The following is a 22,191-nucleotide window of genomic DNA, read 5'->3' on the forward strand; positions in this document are numbered from 1 at the left end:
ATTTCTATTAACATTTGCAAAATTCGATTAACCTTTGTAGTATTTGATAAGTACATTAGTAAAGTAGCAGCAGGGATTAAGCTGATGACATAACAATCGATAAAATGTCATGTGGTGGGTGATTATGACTAAGTTGAGTACCAATGCTGTGGCCGAGTTGATGATGAAAAGTGATGCTTTTTATACCGCATCGTCGCTGGGGTGTCTTTTAAATGTGTCAGCAAGGACCGCATCGGGTTATCTGTATAACATCCGAAAATCCAAAAAGTATCAGACCATCGATACTGGATTACCAAACCGACAACTGAAGGTCATTGGTATTGATGGTCATACTGTAGTGATAGCAGAACTTTGGAAAAAAATGCTGTCACAACCATTTAGTAAGGTGAGCAAATTATGATTATCGACAGTGAATATATTAACCCAGCTGTAGCCGCTATCGAATATGCGCTAACTGCGGAAGAGGGGATGACTTTTTTAAGACTCTGGAACGAAGGTGAGTTTGATATCATTCGCGAAGAGTGGCATGACGTTCCTGATGAAGTGTTCATCGGTGCTGATCCATTATTTACACACCAAAAACTCGCTTTGATGGGTGAAAGTAATGGTGCAGGCCATGACTATTGAAAACAATCACCTCCCTTTATTAGACCATGACTTCTTAAATCGTTGTTTGGACGACGATAAAGTGGATACAGAACAATTCAAAACACTGATCACCAACTACGACATTACACCATACCAGCTTAATTTGATCACCGCGAAAATGTGCAGTGATGGTCACCTTGATGTGATAAAGCAAGCGGCAATAAAAGGGATTGATATTAACTTCGATAACGGCGATTTTCTTGTTAACGCCGTTATTGGCGGTCACCAACATATCGTCCAATACCTGATAGAAGAACTCGGTGCTGGTGTGCAATCCAACAAAAATGCAGCATTGCGTTTTGCATCTTGTTGTGATCAACCAGACATAATTAAATATCTACTTGAGCAGGGTGCGGATATACACGCCGACTTTGATAGTGCGCTTTATTGGGCTATTACTGGTAATCGCTTTCAAAGTACCCAAATCCTCGCCATGGCAGGTAAATTTAAGGCTGCTTGTGGTCTAGATTTACCCGTTGAAGATTGGGCAAAAACCGACAAAATGCGCTGTCACATAATGGCGTTAAGGATCGATATTAGTGTGGCCGAAGAGCTAGATAAAAGATGTGTTCAAACACAGGAAGCAGAAAGTGTCGATGATGTAAGTTTCAATAATTCGTTGTAATAATGGACAAAAGGGCGGTCATATGCACAGGAATGATTATCTTAACAAGCAACTCGACCAAGTGTTAATTAAGTATCAGCGCTGGTACGAAGTTAACAGCACTATCAAAAACGAATGCTTTCAGGTTTTGCCAAAAATCCTCAAACAAATGAAAGAAGATAGTTTCGACGATGATATGTTACAAGCCTGTGATGCCATCTTAAATGAAAATGACGACGGTTTTACAACTAAATTTAAACTACAAAGGTTCATTAGTTGTAATGAGCTATGGCCTATAGTAACTCTAGAACATGAACTGGTAAATCAATCACGTTTTAATATAAGACTCTACTTATCTGAGCCTATTGAAGTCATCACTGACTATAGGCTCCCTACGGGATGGGGTGCGCAGTTAGAATGGCCAGATATCGGCACAATTGAGGAACTTGTACAGCTAAGTCAAAAAATCAATAAGTTGAATGGTGATCTCGTAGATAGCATTGCTTATTTTAATTGTGAAATTAAAGTAACCGACAAAGTGAATGTTGATGATGCACCTGACGATATAAAAAAGATGCTATATGTCCAAGTAGTGACTGATTTTTTGGCTAATGGTTTTGCAGTTGAAAGAATACAAGATGCAGAACATCTAGCTGAAATTATTAATAAATGTGAAACAGAGTTTCAAGAGTCATTGCGGTTGTTGATAAAGGAATTCACCTCAAACCAATGGGTAGATACACGTATAGATCAATTATTTAGCAAAGATAATGCTGATTGGCCAATGCCTCGGACAATACTCAGCAATATGCAGGTATTGATAGAGGTAATTGATAATTCAGACAATCATACAGATCAGCAATTTACAGCTCAATCCGCTATGTTGCAGATACTAGCGACGCAATTTGAAAGGTTGGAACATACCGAAAAGCTAAGCGCTTATTACACGATGACGTCAAATCCAGCATTTAACAAGAATGTACTCGACGAGCACTATGAATTCAATCGGTTTGCGGTACACCATGAGCGTGAGATAGCTGAGTTCAATTCATGTCATCAATTGGCAAACCTAATCGACAATGAATTACAAAATATCACGGCAGTAGAAAATGAAGTCAGACAAAGTGATGACTTAAGTGTTCAAAATGCACTCTAAATTTGTAGGTAACATATGCTAAAGCACCCTAATTTTGATATAAAGGCCATTAATAAGGCCGAATATAATATAGCAATACAAACGTATAGTTTAGTAAATAATGCTATTCAAGTCTTGAAAGAAAGAATTAAATCTTTAAATCAGGATGTTATCTGTTTATTTAATGACAAGGCAAATCAAATTGATGATGGCGACATAGGCCGTGTAGATTACCTCATCAATACAGCAGAAATTGATGGAAACGTTCAAGATTTAATGTCAGTCGAAGATGTTAGTTATTGCGGCGGGGAATTTACGCAAAATGAATTATCGATGTTATTCGGCATATGGACCGCAGTCAAGATGTTCGATGGTGATATTAAATTAGCATCTATTGATGCTCATTTTGAGAATAATGACCTAAAAAGTTACAAGCTTTATTACTACTCTGATGACTCAAATTGGACATCTTTCGAAGTAGTATCAACAGAAAACAGCATAGAACTAGCACTGACAATAGCGAGGAAAGCACTCAGCGGAGGTCAAATTAACACATTGCTGGACGGTTTTAGTGACGAATTACATAAAGCCATATCGTTCGATGAATTACCTAGCTTTGAGCATTTATCCAAGTTACTAATGGATAATAGGGGTAGAAAGTTAATAGAATATGATGTGCGACATGAGATGCAATACAAAAACATGACAGATCCTGATTTTGAAAACCATCTTTACGAATCAATAAGACAAATCGATGGATCATATGCAAGCCAAACTGCATCTCTGATGGCAAATATTAAAAAGTTCAATGAGTATGAGCCAAATACGGGGCAATATATAGATAAGAGGCCACAGCATAAGCTATTTTTTGCAAGGCGCATATTTTTTGATGCACGATACCCAGATATAGAATGCTTTTGTCGGAATTTGTGCTTAGAAAAGCCAGTCAAAATTACCGAGATATTTGACATTATTAAAAGCGTGATCACAAAACTAAACCTAAACCAAAATTCCCCAACAGATTACAGCGCGTTAAGTCAACAGGCCAGTTCATTGGCCCGCCAATATTTTTCAGATAAAGACGTAATAGAACACTACGATGATTATTCAGCTTTTTTTGAACATCCGGTTTTTTTGTCAAATAAAGAATTGCAAGATAAGTTCGAACTCCAAAAGGAACAAGTGTGTTCAATAAGATTGGCCAATACAATTGACAAAGTAATCGAAAAAAACTCATCTGCCATTGAATCGCAACAAAACGACGCAAGACAAAATGATCATAATGATCTTTGTCGCAATTCGCTCTAAAAACACTATAACTAAATTTCGTTTGTATTGACTAAACAAAGTGACGAATCGCACTGACTAAATATTTTTTGTTTTGCTACGTATCATAAGCGTCCTTATGATACGTAGTAAAATGTGCAAACATTTTATTAGACAAGTAAATTTGGTGCTGATAGAATGTTTGCACATACTATTACACTTTAAAAGTTTACCGCCATTTGCCAAGAAATTTTGTCATAGCGCACAAACGGCAATAACGACTAAAAAGGAACAAATTTTGAGCAGGATAACGAAGCCTTTATGGAAATACCAGTATACGGCCCCTACTTCTGGGAGAAAACTGTATTTATTGATGCCTAATGAATTAATAACTGCCGCACCTATCATTAGTAAAGTATTAGCACTAAGATATGATTATGAATATCAGCAATATAATTATTTTAAATCGTTTACGGCTGAAGAACAGACAAATAAAGATTTAGAATTGAAGCGAGCTTTAAGAGAATTTGATAAATTAATAAAAAGTGGCAAATACACTGAGCAGGTAAAAAATGATATAGAAATGGAACTTCATATCGTGACGGTTATTAATATGTATTGCAATCAAATATTCTCTGATGATGGCTGGAAATATATCAGAAAGTTAATAAGCCAAGCCAATAAAAGAAAAAAGATTTGCACAATTACGGTGGATACCCTTACCTACGACCGTCTGATGGAATATGCAAAAGTACACGATATAAATACACCCAATGAAGCTATATCTCAGCTATTAATAGATATCAAAGAAATAGATAAGCAGTTTTTACCAGAGAAGATTGACTAACTTAAATAACAGGCTAAATATGAGAAATTTACAGAATTCTATATTAGAAGATATAGCAAATATTCCAGAGAATGAATTAAGAGAGATAATCCATTCCTTCAAAAATTCGCTAGAGGATCTTAAACATAACGAGCGATTCAATGACGATGATGGCGAAGATATTGAAGCCCTAGAAGATGCTCTCCGCTTCCCTATGGGTTTTCCAAAAGGCATTGATTTTATCGCCTATGTGCCTAAACCAGCTGCATCCGATATTGCAGGAATGAAGAAACAAACAGGGTTAAAAACCTTGAAGAAGTTTGGCATTATCAAGGAGTTAGTAAAAAGGACTAAGTTAGATGTCAGTTTGACAGAAAAACAGCAAGGGTGGTTTTTTCTTCATGCTGACCACCGTTCAAGACAAATAATGTCTGAGAGGAATGAAAAGTGTTTTGAATGGAACTTGCTGCAAGATTATTTTAAGTCGCGATTTAACTTCAAAAGTATAAAAACATACTGCTTTGGTTTAATCGATGGAATGAAAGGATCACCCTATAATTTTAATGAGCTCCCTAAAAACCATCAAAGGCTGCTATCCGCAGCATTGAGGGTTGAAAATGACTTAATGCCTTCAATAAGATTTGCGCTCAGTTATTTAGCAACGGACATATGGGAGCGATTACTGGATGAGCGACCTGTAGAGCAAAAATCATTGGATCTCTATGCATATTTTGCAGTTGCATCAAAATTAGAATCAACAGAGATGATTTTGTTGTGCATGGAAGAAAACCCAGTTGTATATCAGCACTTTCTAGCTAACTCATTGTGTGTACTAATTGATAATTTTGGAGAGCCGGAGTTAATATCTTTTGAAGACGCATTAAAGCCGCCCCATATACCAGTTAAGATCAAATTATCTGAATATGAACCAGAAGATTACCCCAGGGCTTTAATGTACCAATTTTCAAAGCTATTTATAGAAGCAACTGAGTTGATTCAATCTCAAGTATCAAGCCCCAATTTTGACAATCATAACCATGTTTATATTACAAGCCTAATAAATCTGATAAAAATTAATTCTCTTGTTATAGAAAATATTTTAAGTTTCAAGAATAAGGACGAGTCATTGTCCAAATTGGCCCTTGAATTGAATAATTTCATAAACAAAAATAACGAATATTGCAGCAAGATAGAAGATGCCAATATACCTAAACTGTCTATCGACAAAATTGAATACCTGTTAAATCTTGTCGATGAGCAAATGAAGTCCACCTGCCCCATCTCTAAAACACTTCAAGAAAATGTAAAGACGCACACGGATGATGATGTTCGCACACAGATATTACAAGGTTACAACGAAGCTTGCGAATTGGCTGATGAATATAATGAAAATATGCTGGCATATTCAAGCAACCCAATGGCAAATAGAGAAAAAATCAAAGACCTTAACCAAGAATTTGATTTAATGTACCAGGAATGTCTAAATACACTTAAAAACCATATAGATGCATATAACGAAGTGATTGATGTTACCACATCTATGTTTGAAACTTTTATAGCTGAGAACGCTAAGGATACGACAGAATCAACATCGCATGAAACCAATGAGACTTCTGAAATGCAAATTCAGCATTCAAAAGAGGTTGATGAATATATCAATCAAATCAACTCGTTGACTTCAGATGTAGAAGCTCTACAACAGCAATTAAAGCAAATTAAAATGGCTCAAAAGGCTGAACGAGAACATTTGGTTGGCAAAAAAATCGAAAATATACGCGAAAACGATAGTGAAGTGGTACCCATCTTACGCACTATCATCACTTCACCGCAAAAAACTACATTAGAAGACCAGCTTCTAGCGTTAACGGCCCTGTTCCCAGATGTTGTTGTATTACCAAATGCGATGGCGTCTGCTAAATCATCACCCTATAACAATACAGAAAAGTCATGGGAAGCATTGTTGAAGTTAAGCAATGAATACCTACCCGCGATTGCTAGCGGCAAGAGTGATTGCGAAGCCCGTAAAGTCTTTCCTTTAAATCAATTTGCCGCCAATGATTGCATTGCAAGCAAAGCAGGTGCGGAAAAAGATAAGCGAACCGGTGAATACAACGGGAAAGTTTACCAATTCGATAAGCATCTTCGCCTTGGGTATAAAATTAATGCTGAAAAAACATTACGAATTCATTTCGATGTGATTGATAAAAAATTAGTGATATTCCATGTAGGTGAACACCTGTAAAAAAGGATGAGGTGTTAGTTGATATTTTCGCTTTAAAATACAGCTAACACTTCTTAACTATCCATCATTTATTATTAGTCTTAAAAAATAATTCAACGTAGTGTAGTTACAAAAAAATTAAACATGTATTATTTTCTACTGAACGGTCTAATTGACTAAACGAATTTCTGGAAAAATCAATATATGTCAAAAAACATAATCATAGCGATTCTTGTCGTAATATCACTTATTCAAACGAGTATAATTTTTGACTATCACACTGACTGGGTTGAGAGCTCAGAAAATTTGGACGATGTTAATAAACAAGTAGAAGAGTTATCTCAGGAATTATTAGATCTAGAGTTAGAGCTGCTGGATGATTGGGAAAGTATTAATGAATACGTGCAAATTACTATACCAAACGTAGATGAGCAACATTTTAAGCATCTGAATTACGCCAAAGCTTATAGACAAGACCTATATTCAAGACGCCTATCTGTCTGCAATGAAGGAAAAGCGAGCTTAATGCAGCAATTAACTGAGTTAAGCGAGTTGAAATCATATAACTTTCCATCTAACAAAGGGAAGGCTTCACTAATACGATTGGCTGTAACGCTAAAAATGTCATATAACGATTTACTGACGGGTTGTATTGGATATGTAGAATTGGCGGATCTGGACCTGAGTAGTTTGGAGTGAAGCCCATCAAATAAAATACAACTTCTGATCGTCAACTTTGTATTAAATACTATTTAACGGTTTAAGGTTTAATTCAACATCTGGTTTAGCGCAGATTGAGCTTGAAGTAATAATATCACTTGCTATTTGGGTATTAAGCGATTCAGATAAGGCTAAGCATGAAGCTAATTCCTGATATTTGCTTGGGTCGTTACTGTAGTGATAGGAAAGATCTAAATCACATTTGCGTATCTTATTAAAATCGACAGTTTCAATATTTAATAGCTCTGCAATATAACGATCTGACATCCTATGTGTGTTATAACAATCAGCCAATATTTGCTCGATAAAATACGGGTCACCGTCGTCTAATGTGTTAAGTTGAGTTAATCGACTATGCAATGCTTTGGCGCCGATTTGTTCAGCTATCTGTGACTGATTGAGAATCAATGAAACATGTTTTGCAAGGTTCAAATCAGGACAATTCTCAGTTCTAAAAGCTTTAAAATCCTCAAATGCAGCATCAGAGCCATCACAGATAAAGGTTTCTATTGCATGAAAAAAAGGGATAGCTTTATAAATAGCATCGCAATGTTCAATTGAATCATCAAGATTCATAAATTCTATCCGAAAACCTTTTAAATAAGCCTTAGCTGCATTATCGAGTTGTTTTGCCAGTGCGACAGCCTTTAATTCAGTTTCATCAGACGCTAGCTGGGTGCGAAGAGGGATGACTTCAGGTGATTTTATGCTAGTCATTGCTAGCGATAAGTCACCTGACGCTAAATCAAATGTTAATTTAATCCGAGGTAGTTCAATAGTGGAGATATAGATGTCCAAATTTTGAGCATTAATAAACTTAAGATCTTGTGGTGAAGAAATCGCAACCACAGATACTTTGTGTTCTTCTATGACGGTCTTCTCCAACGCCCAATGCTTAAATTCATGATATAACTCATCTCTCTTAAGCGGATAGGTTCTGCCATGCAGCATAGATGCTAGTTGATGGGTTCTATATCTTCCACTGTCTTTCCAGTGCCATAGCAATAAACATTTGTCAGAAGCGAGAAGTCGTTGTCGATTGCGGGATCACGCAATCGTAATAGGCCGCTATTTACGGACTGAGCCTGTTCTTTTGAAAGCTGTTTAAGCGTTCTAATGAACTCAATTAGGTTTAGTGCTTGCTGCTGAGACTGTGTAATGTTGCCTTGGCGATGTTGTGTGCTCATAAACCTATCCATTTAGAAATTCGCCCAAAATGCACTTATCATGCATACATTAAGTGAAATATAGCATAAACTAAAGCGCTTTCCAACTAGATGACCGAAGCCAAAAAGGATGCTCCAAATGTGTAAAGTAACTTTAAAGGCTATTTAGCGGGATAGGATCAATTATTTCACTCTCTTTAATTTCCTTAGCAGCGGCTATAGGTAACTGTTCAGGAGCAAAATCAGATACTGCGGCATCGAGGCTTTTGGCTAAAGATTCACAAGCAACCTGCTCTTTTATCTGTATATATTTTTCTCCATAAGTCTCTTCTAGTCCGAAATATGGATGAAGGTCAGATTCGACCACCAGCTTAAAATTGGCAAGTTTTTCTTCAATTGTAAGGTCAGATTCGACCACCAGCTCAAAATTGACAAGTTTTTCTTCATTTGTAAGGAGATTTGGGCTTGAAACTGTCTCTTCAAATTCAGTGTCTATGAGGTCGTTCAAGATGCTGTAACCAACTTCCCATATTAGCCGCTCGTTAGCCGGGCTTTTAGCTAAACAATCACCTAATTCTTTAATGACGGGCAAAACCTCAGTTAGCTTGAAATTGGGATGAGTTTGGTGGAATTTAAGGCTAGTTTTAAACGACCAAGAATCTGCCAAATCACAGAAAGTGTTGGTGAACTGTGTAATACGGTCGGCAATTACATTAATGTTTTGCGGGTATTCAAATGCAAGGTCGATTAACTGGCAGACATGATTAAAAGCACCTAAAGGGTGAGTATGCAAAAAATCATCAGTATTTTCAATTGTCAGGTTGACCGATGAAAGTAAGCAATAAGCATTTAATATCATCCTGTGATATCGCAATGTTTTATTTAAATCGGCTAATGAAGATAGCTGTTCTACCTCACTTATCGTGCAAAGTTTTTCTCGTATTGGTAAGATCTCTATCGACTGACGCCGGTTTCCTAATTTTAACGTTAATTTATCTTCTTCAAAAAATGGTTGCTCATGGTGAATGATGTGAAAACTTTGATTGCCATTCCAAAAACATAAATCCAGCTCATCAGCATTAAGCAGCCCTGTCGATTGTGAGTTAAAAGCCCAAATGTCAGCAATTCGCAGCTCTAGTTTATGAGCATCCCTAAACGCCCCCCACTTTAAGACTTCCATATCCAGATCGTTGCGGTTATCTATATGCAAAAAATCAGCTGCATAGAACTCGTTTTCATACTTATCAGTTGTCTGCCGACTATTTTCACTGATATAGATCTCTTCCAAACGCTCAGCCAGTTCACGGCCAAGTTTACTATCAAACTTTTTTAAATAGTTTGATGCCAATAATTGAAAAAATGCGACATCTTGCTTAACGATGTTAGCGATAAATCGGCAGTGGTCTTGGCTAATAACACATGAGTCTAATGCTGAGTTTTCAATTGCTTTGTGAATATTCATGTTGCGCCCCCCTGCTTTGATAAATCAAAGACTATTTGATACTGATAATGAGATATCGACGACTTCAGTCTCAAGATCAGTGCTGCGAATAGAGCTATTCGATAAGGCTAAATCAATACTCTGACTTAGTTTGATGGCGTTGAATTCCTCAAGCTGAATGTCTAAAGCCTCTGACAGTATTGGTAAGAATAAAAACGCTTGATGAGAAAATACACCCTCAAAATCCTCTAGATGGTCAATCACATTTTTGCCGCGAAAATGATTTTTAACTAAACCAACACAGTACGGTGATATATTTTGGTAAGTCACGAATAAACTATTATCTGAATATTCTGAAGACTGTAATTCTAAAGTCTGCGCGATCTCTTGCGCTATATCCAATATCGCTGACGCTTGATGAGGTTCTGGTAAGCAAAAGTTGTTAAAAAACGATTTATTATCGCCACAATGACAGAATAACTTATGAGCTAACATAATCCTCTCTCCATCATCTAACTGACCACCAGATAGGGGCTTATTTAACTGGAAATCATTAAACTCAGTCACACATTTTTCAAAAGCTAGCTTATTGGCTGTGAATGAACCACACAAATCCGATAATTGCTCACCAATCAAAAGGGGAAAGCCATTAGAGAAAATATCAACATCTTTTATAGTACGAAAGAATTCAAATTCAGAAACAAATGCAGTTGTGACACGAAATAACGGGTCTAATTTATTGAATGCGAGGCAATTAAAACTTCCCGAACCGAGAACACTTTTTAGCTCATCTTTAAAGCCTGGTAACGCTCGAAATAATACATCACTAAGGACATCGTTATTGAAAGTATTCACTGTGAGAGAAAATTCACCATAAGGGTCACATTGAAGATCAAAATGAAAGTCACGTTCATAAGGTAAGCTGCTAACAAACCTTAAACAGCAACTTGTTGCGGCCTCATGAGATACGATATCCATGTGATCTAATACGCCATCAATATTTAACTCAGACTGAAAGAATGCCCATATGTCAAACAGCAAAGCAAGATCTTCAGGTGAATAATCGCCACATTTTTCAACTTCAACATCTTCAATAAATTGATAATTTTCTTCCCAATCATCCTTATCGAAGTTAAACCGTGTAACAGAGTTAGTAGAACAATCAATATCGATTAAATCCCTTGCTCAATCAACCGTTCTTTATCAGCAAATATGGATAATATAACAGGAGGTAATTTCTCAATCCGTTCCTTTAACAAAGCTACCGCCTCTAGCACAGCGCTCGCACCAATTAGCGCCAGTCGTTGTTCCTTCGATTTTATATCGGTTAAGTTAACATTAGGATGGCGTAACATAACAACCTCTCTATAAAGCGTTTTTCAAACCGAAATGCACTTCTTCAGTGCGGCTATTAAGTTCATCGTGCAATAGATTGTCTTGAATCTGGTTGTCTATGCTATTGGCCAACGATAATGACTGATAACAATCGTTAATTTCTGCTTGTGAGTAGTCGATGTAGTCAAATAGAGCTGGAATGCTTTTGGTCAGTGGATGTTGTGAAAATTTATATAGCTCGTCTACATTATCAAATAGCAATGTATCTTTAAAATGATGATAAGTAATCGATTCAGCAACAACCTTTGCATTGCAAACATCATCGCCAAAAGCGGTATAAATATGCTGCAAACGGTCAAATATATGAGTAATACTGTCGGATTTTTCAGCACCTAATCGGGCAGCAACAAGCTCGAATGGTCTTTGGCATAAACTATGGGTGAGATTTCTTAAAAAATCATAGTCATCAGGTATGGTTTTGCCGTAGAGGTCGTATTCGTTAAATTGGCTGATTAATTGGTTAATGGTTGCCTGATTATTCAGCATATCTCCCTGATTTGAAGTCAAAAAATGATTGAAATCATCATCGTTGATAGTGATAGTGCGCTCACTAAAATCGATACGGTCTTCATAAAATGGGAAATTGCTTTTTGGAAAAGCCAACGACGTTAAAGGCTCTTGAGACATGAGTTCACTGTAGCGGGTTTCAAAATCGGGTAGAATACGAGACAAGCTTTTAAGGTCTAATGTCCATTCTCCCGCCCCGAAATTGAAATCAAATTGATCGCCTTTTTTATTTAAAGTGATAAAAAAACCTATATCAAAATCAGAAAAGCCAATGGTATGCTGAAAATCATGATCCAATGCCGCACACTTATAGCGGATAGCAGATATAATTTCCAAATCAGCATCTGAAATTATCCACAAACCCAATGCTGTACAGTAATCATCGGCTGAAAAATTCAAGTTATAGGTGTTATTTAAATGTTTAACATCTGAATCAGAAAATATCGCCATGCAAGTATTTTCGTTCCAATTTTCATCAGGATAAAAGCCGCAATAGTCGTCAGTATCATCATCTGGATTTTCATGAACTACATTATCAAAATATTCGACCAAACCATCTGGCAGATTGGATACTTGCTCATCGATTAATCTAAGCACTTTTTGACCAGTATTAACAATTTCAGAAAGCACTTCTTTCTCGAAGTCTTTGAATGTTGGAATATCAAAATTTGGCTTGGTTAACATAGCGAATTCCTCTATCACAATGAGTTTGAAGGCAGTTTGTTGCAGTCGTTTTCATGATCGACCAATGGGTGAGAAATCATCTCGGCGTCATTGATTAATTTATCAATATTATTAGATAGTTGTAGTGAATTATAATGTTCTATCGCTATGGAGACTGGTGTTTGTAAGTCTATTGGTAAATGCGTTAAATTATCCGCATAATGTGCTTTAAACAGTGGATGCTCAATTAATTCAAAAAATTCGCTTTGATCGCGCTGGATGTTACCTTTTTTATCAAAAAACACTTCAGAGAGTAGCGCGTTGTTAAAAATGATAAATTGAGCATCCAATAAAAAGCGATTTCTATCCTCTACAGCGACCGATTTACGCAAGGCCCACGCTTTATCTAAAATACAAGTGACACTATCACCGTTTTCAGCACCAAATTTATGTAAAAATGAGGGAAATCCTTTATTTAGAACACAACCCATAAATTCAATAAAATCAATATCATCTATAGTGCTTGGGATTTCGTTAGGATGTGTTTTGCCATGTGCAGTAAATAATCTTTCAAGACTGCGACTTAATGAGGGTTTGTGAGAATCGAGCGCAGCAAGGAATGAGTTGTCAAACTCAGTATCCCAAATTGAAGGTAACACACTACATACAAGCCCACTGCCTATTTCTTCTAATGAGGAATTATGAAGCTGATATAAGGGGTTGTCGCAAAAGTTGGGTAACCTGCTTTGTACGAGTTCAGTTAGCCCATCAAAAAAAGAGTACGATTCAAGACAAGTAATAACATAATCTTCGGTTTCAATGCTTAGTCTAACATTATCACCAGCAACGCACATACAAAAATTAAAGTGAGCGGCATTCTTATTGTCGCAAAAAACAACATCCATCCCATGAAATAAAACGTCGTTATTTAAAAAACCAAATTTAACACCCCTTGGCAGGGTTGGAAAATCGCAATGACGTTGCAACCAAAACAGAAACATAACGCTTAACTCGCGCTCGTCAGTTATTTGAACTCCGCGTTCAGCAAGTTGCACTATTTCATCCTTGGTAAATAGTTCTTCTTTAGATTCATAAATATCGTCCGACGCGATAACATTGTCAGAAAAATCTATTCTGAATAAGCTATTTTGCCAGTCACGAGTGTTCATGCCATTTTCACAAAATTTTGATGCAAACAATGCTAAGATGGCGGGGTCGAATCTCTCTACAGCATCAAGCATAAAACCGATGGCATCACGATGCAGGCGCAACATTGTCAAATGAATGTTTTTTTCATCTTGAATTAATGCGTCTTTATCTAAATTAGGTGTGTTAAGCATCATCACCGCCTCAATTTACAATGAATTTAAAGGTAACTGGTCATTAGCGTTTTCTTTATCGAATTCGGTGTTTATGCTTTTGTTAGTCACCGCCAAATTATCAATGCTTTGCTCAATGAGCTCCGACATAAGCAATGACGAGCGATAATCATCAATTAAAACCACTTCGTTCTTAAAATGATTGCGTAATCTTTCCAAGCCAATAAAAACCGGATGATCCATAAATCGCATGTATTCTTCTGGGCAAGAGGTTACTGATTTCTCGTTAAAATAAGCATCCGATAGTTCACAAGCCAAATATTCCACACTCTCTAAAGTGCAACCAGGCAACGATGCTAAGACAGATAGCTTGTCCAGAATATCAACGATATTGTCAACCTCCGGCTCAAAGCCAAACCTTAATAGCAGCGGAGCATATTCATCACACAAAATTGAATGGCAATAAGCTGACAACTCACCGGAATAATTCTCAGTCGAATCGTTAGATTGAACAAATTGAGAAATATACCCTGACCGCTTGACGAGATTGGCAATAGATTCGCTGATCGAGCCACCATTCTGCACACAAAAACCAAGTCGTTCCTCAAATTTCGGGCTGTCGAGAACGGGATATTCAAGTAAAGGGGTGGCAAGATGACAATCACCGGTAAAGGATATCCGGCCCAAGTGCGGCGTTGCATCATGATACGCTGCAGTTTGCTGGCATGTTATACCCGAGTGCTCTAATAGTAGATTGGAAAGTTTTTTATCGAAGTGCTCTAATATTGATGTGATATTTTGATATGAAATCTCGCCGTTATCATAGCCTATGGATACTTCTGGGACACCTTTATCAAGGCATAAATTAATAACTGCGAAAATCGACTCGGACTCTGTTTCAAAAGAAGTATGAAAACCCTGTTCTGATCTTAACTCATCAATGTGGTAAATTACCTTAGTGACCTGATCCAATTCTTCTGTGCAAAATATAAACATGCCAAACGCAAGACTCAGCTCTTCATTCGTGTACGATGTTCCCAACTCATGATTGATCCGAGTAGTCTCATCATCAGAAAAAAATTCTTCGTCAATCCCGTCTATATAAATGTAATTGTTAGCAAAATCACAAAAACCCAATTGGATATGCTCAAGAATATCAACATCGAGAATATCATTGATGCCAACATGCAATTTAGAGCTAAATTCTTTGATTAGCGAGGGATGTAAAGAACTCAATTCCTCTTTTAAGAGGCCAAATATTGCTACGCCTACGTTGGCAGTCGCGAGGATCAAATTGCGCTCAAACGATGTGATAGCATCAGTATCTAAGTTAGGTTTATTTAACATAAAAGCCCCGCTTAAAGAAACATTGTGATATGACAAGCAAAATCACGCGCAGTAGTCCAAATGACGGATAAGCCCTTGCTCATCTTCCTCTGGCCCGTAATAGTCGAACCAATATTGATGCGTATCCCAAAAATCATCGTCAAAGTCTGTTGCCAGATAACGCTGAGATTTATAGAAGCCATCTAAGGCATCAAATTTGTAAAGGTAGCGATAATGTACGTCACCAGAAGGTGTAAAATGACTCGAAATAAATTTGTCTTGAGCTAGCCCACGTATAAATTCCCGCTCCCACTTAGCTTTAGATTGGCCTGTATGAATGGCCTTACTTAATTTATGCGATGCTCTATCGAGAATAATTGGGTCATCGAAAACTTCAGTTATCCAGTCATGAAAATATTGAAGGGCAATTAAAGAGCCACCCTGTTTCACAATTGCATCAAAATTAATATCCACCAGCATCATTAAATTAAAGCTATGCAACGACGCAGAATCGTCACCTTTCTCCATATTTAATCGTGCTCCCTTGCGCCCAGGGATTAAGTAAATCGGCATATCATTCATATAACAAAAATATTGATACATCAGATCTGTAACACCTTCTGTCGCAAGCGCAGTTTGATAAACTGAATGAGTTACAGTGCTCATAGAGAATTCCCCAGTTGTAGAACAGACTCAGGTTCATCATCAACCTGTGAAGGCGTAAGGGTGTTAAGCAACGACTGTTCGATTGAGTGACATAAATCAGAGCAGAGTTGAGTATTATGAAATTGTTCAAGCTCTACGCTAAATGTAGAAAAGAGGGATTTATAAGACGGAGAGAGATAATTAAGCGTATCTTTAATGCGGTCAATTTCGTGAACAAATTCACCGATTTTAATTGCGTCATCGAGATAAGCAATGCGGCAATGACAAAGCGAGTCTAGTAATTCATCAAAGATTGGTTCTACAAACTCTAGGTCAACGCGGTGATTGTGTTGTTCGAAAAGGCAAGCTGCAAAATTATCAATGAGCCGGATATATGCTTCATTAGATACGGGGTGCGTAGCGAGAATTTTAGGAATAATAGCAGGAAAATCATGAAGTACGTGGACAGGTGAATAAGAATAATCCAAACCCATATCCTGAATATATTGATTAATTTCTTCAAAATCATGATGTAATTCCGGCTGAAAAATGGCCTTAACCAGTTGATTTGTTGTGTCAACTAAGCCGGAAATGCAATCCAAATCCTGTCTATGGTTATAGGATTGAGTAAATTGAGATATATGACTCCAAGCAATAAAGTCATCTTTGCTTAAGTTGTCAAAACGATGCGCTAATATTGGTCCCTCGCGACCAACAACCACGCGCTCACAAAATGATTCGGTATAAAAGGTATGCTTGAGGTCAATTTCAGTCAGATCCTTATTGACGAAAAATCGAAGCCTGAACCGTATCGCCTCGTCATCGTCAACTGACAACGGTAATATATTTATTGCAAACCTACCGTCTGATTCAAATATTTCCACACGCGCATTATCTGAGGGGGTCACCGTCGTTACCTCAGATGTGTGAAGACCTTTTATTGCAAGGTAGGTACGCAAATCTTCGCATGGTGAACCTGAACAATTATTAAATTCATAGTAATCTGAGACTGAAGGGTGGATAACGACATCATCTTCAGCATCCATATCCGCGACATCAATTCCAAGCATTTCATTGTGTTCGATCATTTGTTCAAAGGCTTGCTGCAACTCATTGGGTATTTCAAGCAATGCTGCATTCTGCATAGCTCTGAGTGCGAGTGGAATGACTTGCAGTATGGAATTATTAATGCGGCATTGTAATGAATCTATGTAATCACACTCTGATGAAAAAGAGGGCTCTAAATAGCTAAGGTTTTGCGGGAAATGTTCAAGATTTATCATCGTGGTCTGCATGAATTTCACCATTTAATAGTTGAACTTCCACAATCGATAGTGGTGATAGAGATTGCTGGCCGTTGATAGGGAAGTTACCCGTCATAACAGGGATCAGGAATTTGCGAATAAAATGCTTTAGTCGGTATGGGTTTTCAGCCATGGCAGAACACTCTTCACCGGAGAGATAAGAAAAAGTAATAATTTGGTCCAGTGAGTTATTGTGGATGGTCATAAGCACATCTTCAGATTTTAAAAATCGAATGGTGAAATCCACATAGGCCGAATCGCTGCAAACACCCAGTTCATGCACGAGAATTTCTTGCACAAAGGCAGAGGAAAAGTAATTGAGTTTAAGTAAATTTTTTTTAGTAAGATACATAGCGCTACCAACCCTTGTTGCATCACTTTTTCAGTATACGAAAAGTATAATATTTTGTATAGTATATTAACGAAGAAGATCTGTTAAAGGCATATCGTCATGTATCAAGAAATAATGCAGTATTTGATCGAGCAAGGTTATAGCAAGAGAAAGGCGAAGCAATACATCACCACGTACTTGCCACATCTCAAGCAACCAAAGTGACTATGGTCTTGGGTTGCAGGGATTAGTAAGTGAGATGGATACGTGCAAATTTCAATGCGGCAGATGCTTTTTTTACAACTGAGTGATTACCTGCAATGTGATGGGTGTACCAATACTTTGGGCATTTTAATTGATTGATATCCTGAAGGATTGCTGAAGGCGTGCATCGAAACCTCTCTGTTAAATCAATAATAGAGTGCGCCGTAAATGGTTTGAATTTCAACACCAGTCCTGTGACTTCATTTTTTCGGTTTTCTAAAAGCAACTCAGCTTGACGCTGGGAAAAAATTAACTGTTCTTTCAGTCTATTTTTATGACCTCGCCACACATCTGGATGAGTGAGTGCTTTGAGATCTTTCATTAACACTGCGATTGAAACATTGAGTTTCATGGCGAGATTTGCGCGGTTTTCACTCCGTCTTAATTGAGCGTCTGACAAGATGTAAAACACAATTTTGTCGCGCCTAGCAAGAATAGCATCGATGTCCTGCTCGCTAACCTGCTCGATGTCAGACGTTTGATTAGTCACCTGACCCACTGACGAAGGTGTCATTAAGTCATCAATCATTTTTGCTGCATCATCAAAATCCGAAAACGCCACTTCATTGTGCATACTTAACATAAACAATCCTAAACAAAATGAAACACGATTACTAATAGCTAATTCTTTACTATTCTACTACTTGATAAGTATATTTATATTAGAGATAGTTTAGCTGTTTGTAAAGTGAGCTAAACGCTAAAGACTATTATTAATATGAAAAACATCTGACTGCGGATTTGCGGTATCACTCTGTTCTAGATCGCTATCATCATGTAAAACAGATTCTATGCGTTGATTCAATTCGAGGCAGTTTTTTAACTCATTAATGGCATCTTCATGCTCAATAAGTACATGACGAGCTAAAGCAGCTTCGTAAAGTTTTAAAAATTGGCATGTCGCATGAAGCTCAATTCTCTCATCTGTAGTGGCATGCGTTTCTAATAAACGGACCAATTCATGACTCATCGCCGCCGTTGTACTTTCGCCCAAATAAAAGCCGGTGTAACTGTCTAAATTAGCGATGCGAGGTAACAGTGATAATTTGGGTATACTATCTAAGCTATGAGATTGAGCCAGTTCACGAAGCGCTTCATGAGTAAAGCGATCATTCTGGGCAAGCAACCTGCCACCAAACAACCCGTTAAAACGCTCAAGGTTATCTGGATGCATTAGCGCATCATGCACAAACGCCTGAAAAACGATTGGGCTAATCACATCTTTATCATAGTCCAATATATCAGATGCCGATTTATCAAGCGTCAAGTAGCTTGGTAAAGATGTAAGGTCGATATCTGACTTCAAATAAGCGCATTGCAAAGACTGTGAAAAACTCCGATTTGCCTGTTTATCGTTATCAATACGCTCATCACAAACAGTAAGGTAAATCTTTGAGTGTGTACTGTGACTATTGAAAGTACAGAGACAGCCCAACCTCATTTGATCATTGCCAAATTTTAAATATATCTGAGTTTCAGCACCGTCATTGCGTAAGTCAACCGAATGAGGCGTTCCAAGGCGCTCCATTTCTAGCAGCATTCGCATCAGATAAAACCGAGATGATTTTTCATCATCGGTAGAATGCCTGCGTAGAAATTCAAACAACCCATAATTGGCAGACTGATGCTTAAAAGCGGTGTCTTCTAGCACATTATGTAAGCCAAATTTTTCATAAGCTATTTTGCTCGTCAAGGTATCGATGAACGACATAATGGCGCGAGTATTAGCAGCAAGCTTTTGCTCCAAGTTCAATTTTAACTGAGTGAGCGAATTAACATCATGCATGGACTAACCTCACTTGCGAAAAATATTTTTAATAATGCTAGAAAAATCATAATGTCAGACTATAATTTATAAAAAATACCCTTAGCTCAGGTACTTTTTAATGACTCCCTCGTGGGGTCATTTTTTATTCCGTCAGTCCTAAATTAATAAAAACCAGGTGACGGGTTAAAGTCTGCTTCTGTCTCATCCTCGATATCTGGTGTCGGCTGCTTATCGACATGTCTCTGCTTGAATTTATCGCCAATACGCTGCATTTCCTTTGCAATCCCTTCGTTAGTGGGCGTCGGGTCTACTTGAAACTCATCTTCAAATCGTGCGTCCGGTCCATTCAATATGCTCAATGTGTTTTCTGAGATGTTTAATTTGTCGAGCAAGGGGTAAAGTAACTTTAAGAGAGAGCGATTTGTGAAGTTCCCGTTCACTACCCGTGTTTCTGATGCTGAGATATGGAGTGTCTTTTCAGCTCGCGTCAGTGCGACGAAAAAATTTCTACCCTCTTCTTCTATGTCTTCCACATCTGATTCAAGTGAGTTATACGACTCTTCTTCAGTCCCAATGAGAAAAACATGCTGAAACTCAAGACCTTTGGAAGCATGATTTGTGAGCAATTGAATGGAGTCGAGCTGTTCATCACCGTCTTGATCGATACGCTGAACTAAATCGTCCACCAGCTCCGACAGCACTGCATCAGGTTTAAGCAGGTCAGCACTGATCCGTTCCAAAATAACGTTAAAGTTAGTCGCTCTTTTTTCAACGAGCTCATTGGCAATATCATCAACTGAACCGTCGGTATTAGCGGATTTCTTTTCTGCCACCTTTTTACTGTCTTTGACGAAGGAAGGCAGTAGATACGACTCCCAGAACTGCTTAAATTCGGTCACCAGTTTGTTAACTGAATGGGCATTGTACTCTTGATAATGCACTGAAGCCTTTTCGCGAATGGCTGGGTTTGTATCATAATGAAGCTTCAGTTCTGGCGTATTGAGTACCATCGATAAGAATTTATCCTTACTAATGATCTGACTGGATGTTTTGATGAGATTTTGAAGATCAGTAACAAAGCCTTCAGCCTTGTTTTTGGCTCTTTTGTCTTTTTCCATGATCATGGCAATCGCAGCAAGCGGTGTGCAGCCGTTTTCATGTGTTGTGGTTTTCAGCCGAACCGGTGAAATCCCAACGGTTGCGTAATCCAATACCTTGGCGTAGGCAAACACATCGTTGTTACGAGTCAAGATCCGCAATGTTGCAACAGCGGATTTAATCTCAGCAGTTTGATAGAAACCAACATCACCGATTATCTCATAATCCATACGAGCTTTATTCAACGCTTCGATAATTTCTTTGTTAACAGAACGATTACGATAAAGCACTGCAATATCAGATGGATTCTCCCCTTTTGCAATGAGCGCTTGAATATCTGCAACGACACCGTTGGCCTCATCTAATGCGGTTTTATAAATTTCTAATGATGGCTTTTCACCTTGAACTTTCGATGCGGCAATAAGCTGACCGTCACCAATTTGGTTGGGCATATCACGACTTAATGCATTTGACAGATCAATAATAGCGCCGGTAGAGCGGTAGTTGTAAATCAATGAGTTTGTTATACAACCGGGAAATTCATGCTCAAGGTTTTTCATGATATCAACATCGGCGTGACGAAAACGATAAATAGATTGGCGATCATCACCCACAATAAATACGGCTGGGTTAGCTTGCTGCTCAATGATGCTTTTCACTAACTCCCATTGGCAAAGGTTCGCATCCTGAAACTCGTCCAAAAAAATATATTGAAAGCGTTTAGCTAATCGAGCTGCAACATTGGGGTCTTCTTTGAGCAACTTCATCGTAAACAGCAATTGATCATCAAAATCCAAGCCATCTGCCTCTGCACAGGCCTTAGCATACTGTTTCCATGCGATTGCCACTACGCAATCGGTGAAATCGCCTTTAATCGACTGAAGTTTCAGGCCGACTTCTTTCACCATTTGCTCACGGTTATCTTTTGAGACATCCTTGAGGGACTTGGGGTAAGCGTCGATGATTGATTTAACCTCTTTAGCCGCTGCCATTTTTATCACATCATGTTTAATCGACTGTGAAAACTCGTTGTAATCGATGCCATTAGCTCTGTAATTAGAAATATGTTGCAGCATTTGTTTTTCATTAATGGCCAATGCATCTAACACAAGGCTAAAACCGCCCACACTGTTGGCATACACATCCTTCATTACAGACTCGCTATCCGTATCATCGAGAATGATAAACCCGTTTAGGTAGCCCATTTCATAAAATATTTCATGATTTTGGAAAGGTTTTAATACGAATTTACGGCAAAACGAATGGTACGTTGATGCCGCAACTTGCCAGCCAACGTTGCCCAAGTCCTGTGTGTTTTTTACAATACGATGTCTTGTTTCACTCGCTGCTTTGTTAGTAAAGGTAATAGCAAGGATAGCTTCGGGAGGAACACCTTGATTAATGAGATTGGCTATGTGAGCTGTCTGGGTACCAGTTTTTCCAGTACCAGGACCAGCAATAGTGCGAATAATACCGCTAGTGGTGGTAGCAACTTCGAGTTGCTGCTTATTCAAACGACCAAGAACCTCGTTAATCATAATTAA

22 protein-coding genes are annotated in these 22,191 nt (G+C 37.9%); 8 read left to right on the top strand and 14 right to left on the bottom strand.

Features of this window, described 5'->3' with window-relative positions; translation table 11 throughout:
• Positions 1-124 precede the first annotated feature (124 nt).
• The 8 genes from HBH39_RS19065 (at position 125) to HBH39_RS19100 (ending at position 7,399) form a co-directional block, all read left to right on the top strand.
• Entirely contained in the window at positions 125-400 is a 276-nt protein-coding gene (locus HBH39_RS19065; RefSeq protein WP_167680405.1) for a hypothetical protein, read from the top strand.
• Positions 397-627, top strand: coding sequence for a hypothetical protein (locus HBH39_RS19070; protein WP_167680406.1), 231 nt, complete (start codon positions 397-399; stop codon positions 625-627). The genes HBH39_RS19065 and HBH39_RS19070 overlap by 4 nt, the downstream gene beginning before the upstream one ends.
• Entirely contained in the window at positions 617-1,273 is a 657-nt protein-coding gene (locus tag HBH39_RS19075) for an ankyrin repeat domain-containing protein (protein WP_167680407.1), read from the top strand. The genes HBH39_RS19070 and HBH39_RS19075 overlap by 11 nt, the downstream gene beginning before the upstream one ends.
• Before the next feature lie 61 nt (positions 1,274-1,334).
• The gene (locus tag HBH39_RS19080; RefSeq protein WP_167680408.1) at positions 1,335-2,408 is read left to right on the top strand and encodes a hypothetical protein; all 1,074 of its coding nucleotides are present in this window, start codon (positions 1,335-1,337) and stop codon (positions 2,406-2,408) included.
• A gap of 15 nt (positions 2,409-2,423) precedes the next feature.
• Positions 2,424-3,695, top strand: coding sequence for a hypothetical protein (locus HBH39_RS19085; protein ID WP_167680409.1), 1,272 nt, complete (start codon positions 2,424-2,426; stop codon positions 3,693-3,695).
• Positions 3,696-3,792: 97 nt separating this feature from the next.
• On the top strand, positions 3,793-4,500 hold the full coding sequence (locus HBH39_RS19090; RefSeq protein ID WP_167680410.1) for a hypothetical protein: 708 nt from the start codon (positions 3,793-3,795) through the stop codon (positions 4,498-4,500).
• 19 nt (positions 4,501-4,519) lie between these two features.
• Positions 4,520-6,721 (top strand): hypothetical protein, encoded by a 2,202-nt coding sequence (locus HBH39_RS19095; protein WP_167680411.1) that lies wholly within the window; start codon positions 4,520-4,522, stop codon positions 6,719-6,721.
• A gap of 183 nt (positions 6,722-6,904) precedes the next feature.
• Positions 6,905-7,399, top strand: coding sequence for a hypothetical protein (locus HBH39_RS19100; protein ID WP_167680412.1), 495 nt, complete (start codon positions 6,905-6,907; stop codon positions 7,397-7,399).
• A gap of 42 nt (positions 7,400-7,441) precedes the next feature.
• Here the strand turns inward: HBH39_RS19100 and HBH39_RS19105 are convergent, their stop codons facing one another.
• From HBH39_RS19105 to HBH39_RS19170, 14 genes are all read right to left on the bottom strand, one after another.
• Positions 7,442-8,305: a hypothetical protein gene (locus HBH39_RS19105; protein WP_167680413.1), complete on the bottom strand. Its 864-nt coding sequence runs from the start codon at positions 8,303-8,305 to the stop codon at positions 7,442-7,444.
• Positions 8,306-8,376: 71 nt separating this feature from the next.
• Positions 8,377-8,607: a hypothetical protein gene (locus HBH39_RS19110; protein ID WP_167680414.1), complete on the bottom strand. Its 231-nt coding sequence runs from the start codon at positions 8,605-8,607 to the stop codon at positions 8,377-8,379.
• A gap of 133 nt (positions 8,608-8,740) precedes the next feature.
• Entirely contained in the window at positions 8,741-10,048 is a 1,308-nt protein-coding gene (locus tag HBH39_RS19115) for a hypothetical protein (protein ID WP_167680415.1), read from the bottom strand.
• Positions 10,049-10,072: 24 nt separating this feature from the next.
• The gene (locus HBH39_RS19120; protein WP_167680416.1) at positions 10,073-11,068 is read right to left on the bottom strand and encodes a hypothetical protein; all 996 of its coding nucleotides are present in this window, start codon (positions 11,066-11,068) and stop codon (positions 10,073-10,075) included.
• 131 nt (positions 11,069-11,199) lie between these two features.
• Positions 11,200-11,382 (bottom strand): hypothetical protein, encoded by a 183-nt coding sequence (locus HBH39_RS19125; protein WP_167680417.1) that lies wholly within the window; start codon positions 11,380-11,382, stop codon positions 11,200-11,202.
• A gap of 10 nt (positions 11,383-11,392) precedes the next feature.
• On the bottom strand, positions 11,393-12,613 hold the full coding sequence (locus HBH39_RS19130) for a hypothetical protein (protein WP_167680418.1): 1,221 nt from the start codon (positions 12,611-12,613) through the stop codon (positions 11,393-11,395).
• A 14-nt stretch (positions 12,614-12,627) separates the two neighbouring features.
• Complete coding sequence (locus tag HBH39_RS19135; RefSeq protein WP_167680419.1) at positions 12,628-13,935, bottom strand: hypothetical protein; 1,308 nt, start codon at positions 13,933-13,935, stop codon at positions 12,628-12,630.
• A gap of 12 nt (positions 13,936-13,947) precedes the next feature.
• Positions 13,948-15,258 (bottom strand): hypothetical protein, encoded by a 1,311-nt coding sequence (locus HBH39_RS19140; protein ID WP_167680420.1) that lies wholly within the window; start codon positions 15,256-15,258, stop codon positions 13,948-13,950.
• Between the two features lie 42 nt (positions 15,259-15,300).
• Positions 15,301-15,903, bottom strand: coding sequence for a hypothetical protein (locus tag HBH39_RS19145; RefSeq protein WP_167680421.1), 603 nt, complete (start codon positions 15,901-15,903; stop codon positions 15,301-15,303).
• Positions 15,900-17,177: a hypothetical protein gene (locus HBH39_RS19150; protein ID WP_167680422.1), complete on the bottom strand. Its 1,278-nt coding sequence runs from the start codon at positions 17,175-17,177 to the stop codon at positions 15,900-15,902. The genes HBH39_RS19145 and HBH39_RS19150 overlap by 4 nt, the downstream gene beginning before the upstream one ends.
• Complete coding sequence (locus HBH39_RS19155) at positions 17,152-17,538, bottom strand: hypothetical protein (protein WP_167680423.1); 387 nt, start codon at positions 17,536-17,538, stop codon at positions 17,152-17,154. The genes HBH39_RS19150 and HBH39_RS19155 overlap by 26 nt, the downstream gene beginning before the upstream one ends.
• A 226-nt stretch (positions 17,539-17,764) precedes the next feature.
• On the bottom strand, positions 17,765-18,364 hold the full coding sequence (locus HBH39_RS19160; RefSeq protein ID WP_167680424.1) for a hypothetical protein: 600 nt from the start codon (positions 18,362-18,364) through the stop codon (positions 17,765-17,767).
• Positions 18,365-18,481: 117 nt separating this feature from the next.
• Positions 18,482-19,567, bottom strand: a complete 1,086-nt coding sequence (locus HBH39_RS19165; protein WP_167680425.1) for a hypothetical protein — start codon at positions 19,565-19,567, stop codon at positions 18,482-18,484.
• A gap of 143 nt (positions 19,568-19,710) precedes the next feature.
• Entirely contained in the window at positions 19,711-22,185 is a 2,475-nt protein-coding gene (locus HBH39_RS19170) for an ATP-dependent helicase (RefSeq protein WP_167680426.1), read from the bottom strand.
• Between the last annotated feature and the right edge of the window lie 6 nt (positions 22,186-22,191).

The organism is Shewanella aestuarii (genome assembly GCF_011765625.1).
Lineage (GTDB): Bacteria > Pseudomonadota > Gammaproteobacteria > Enterobacterales > Shewanellaceae > Shewanella > Shewanella aestuarii_A.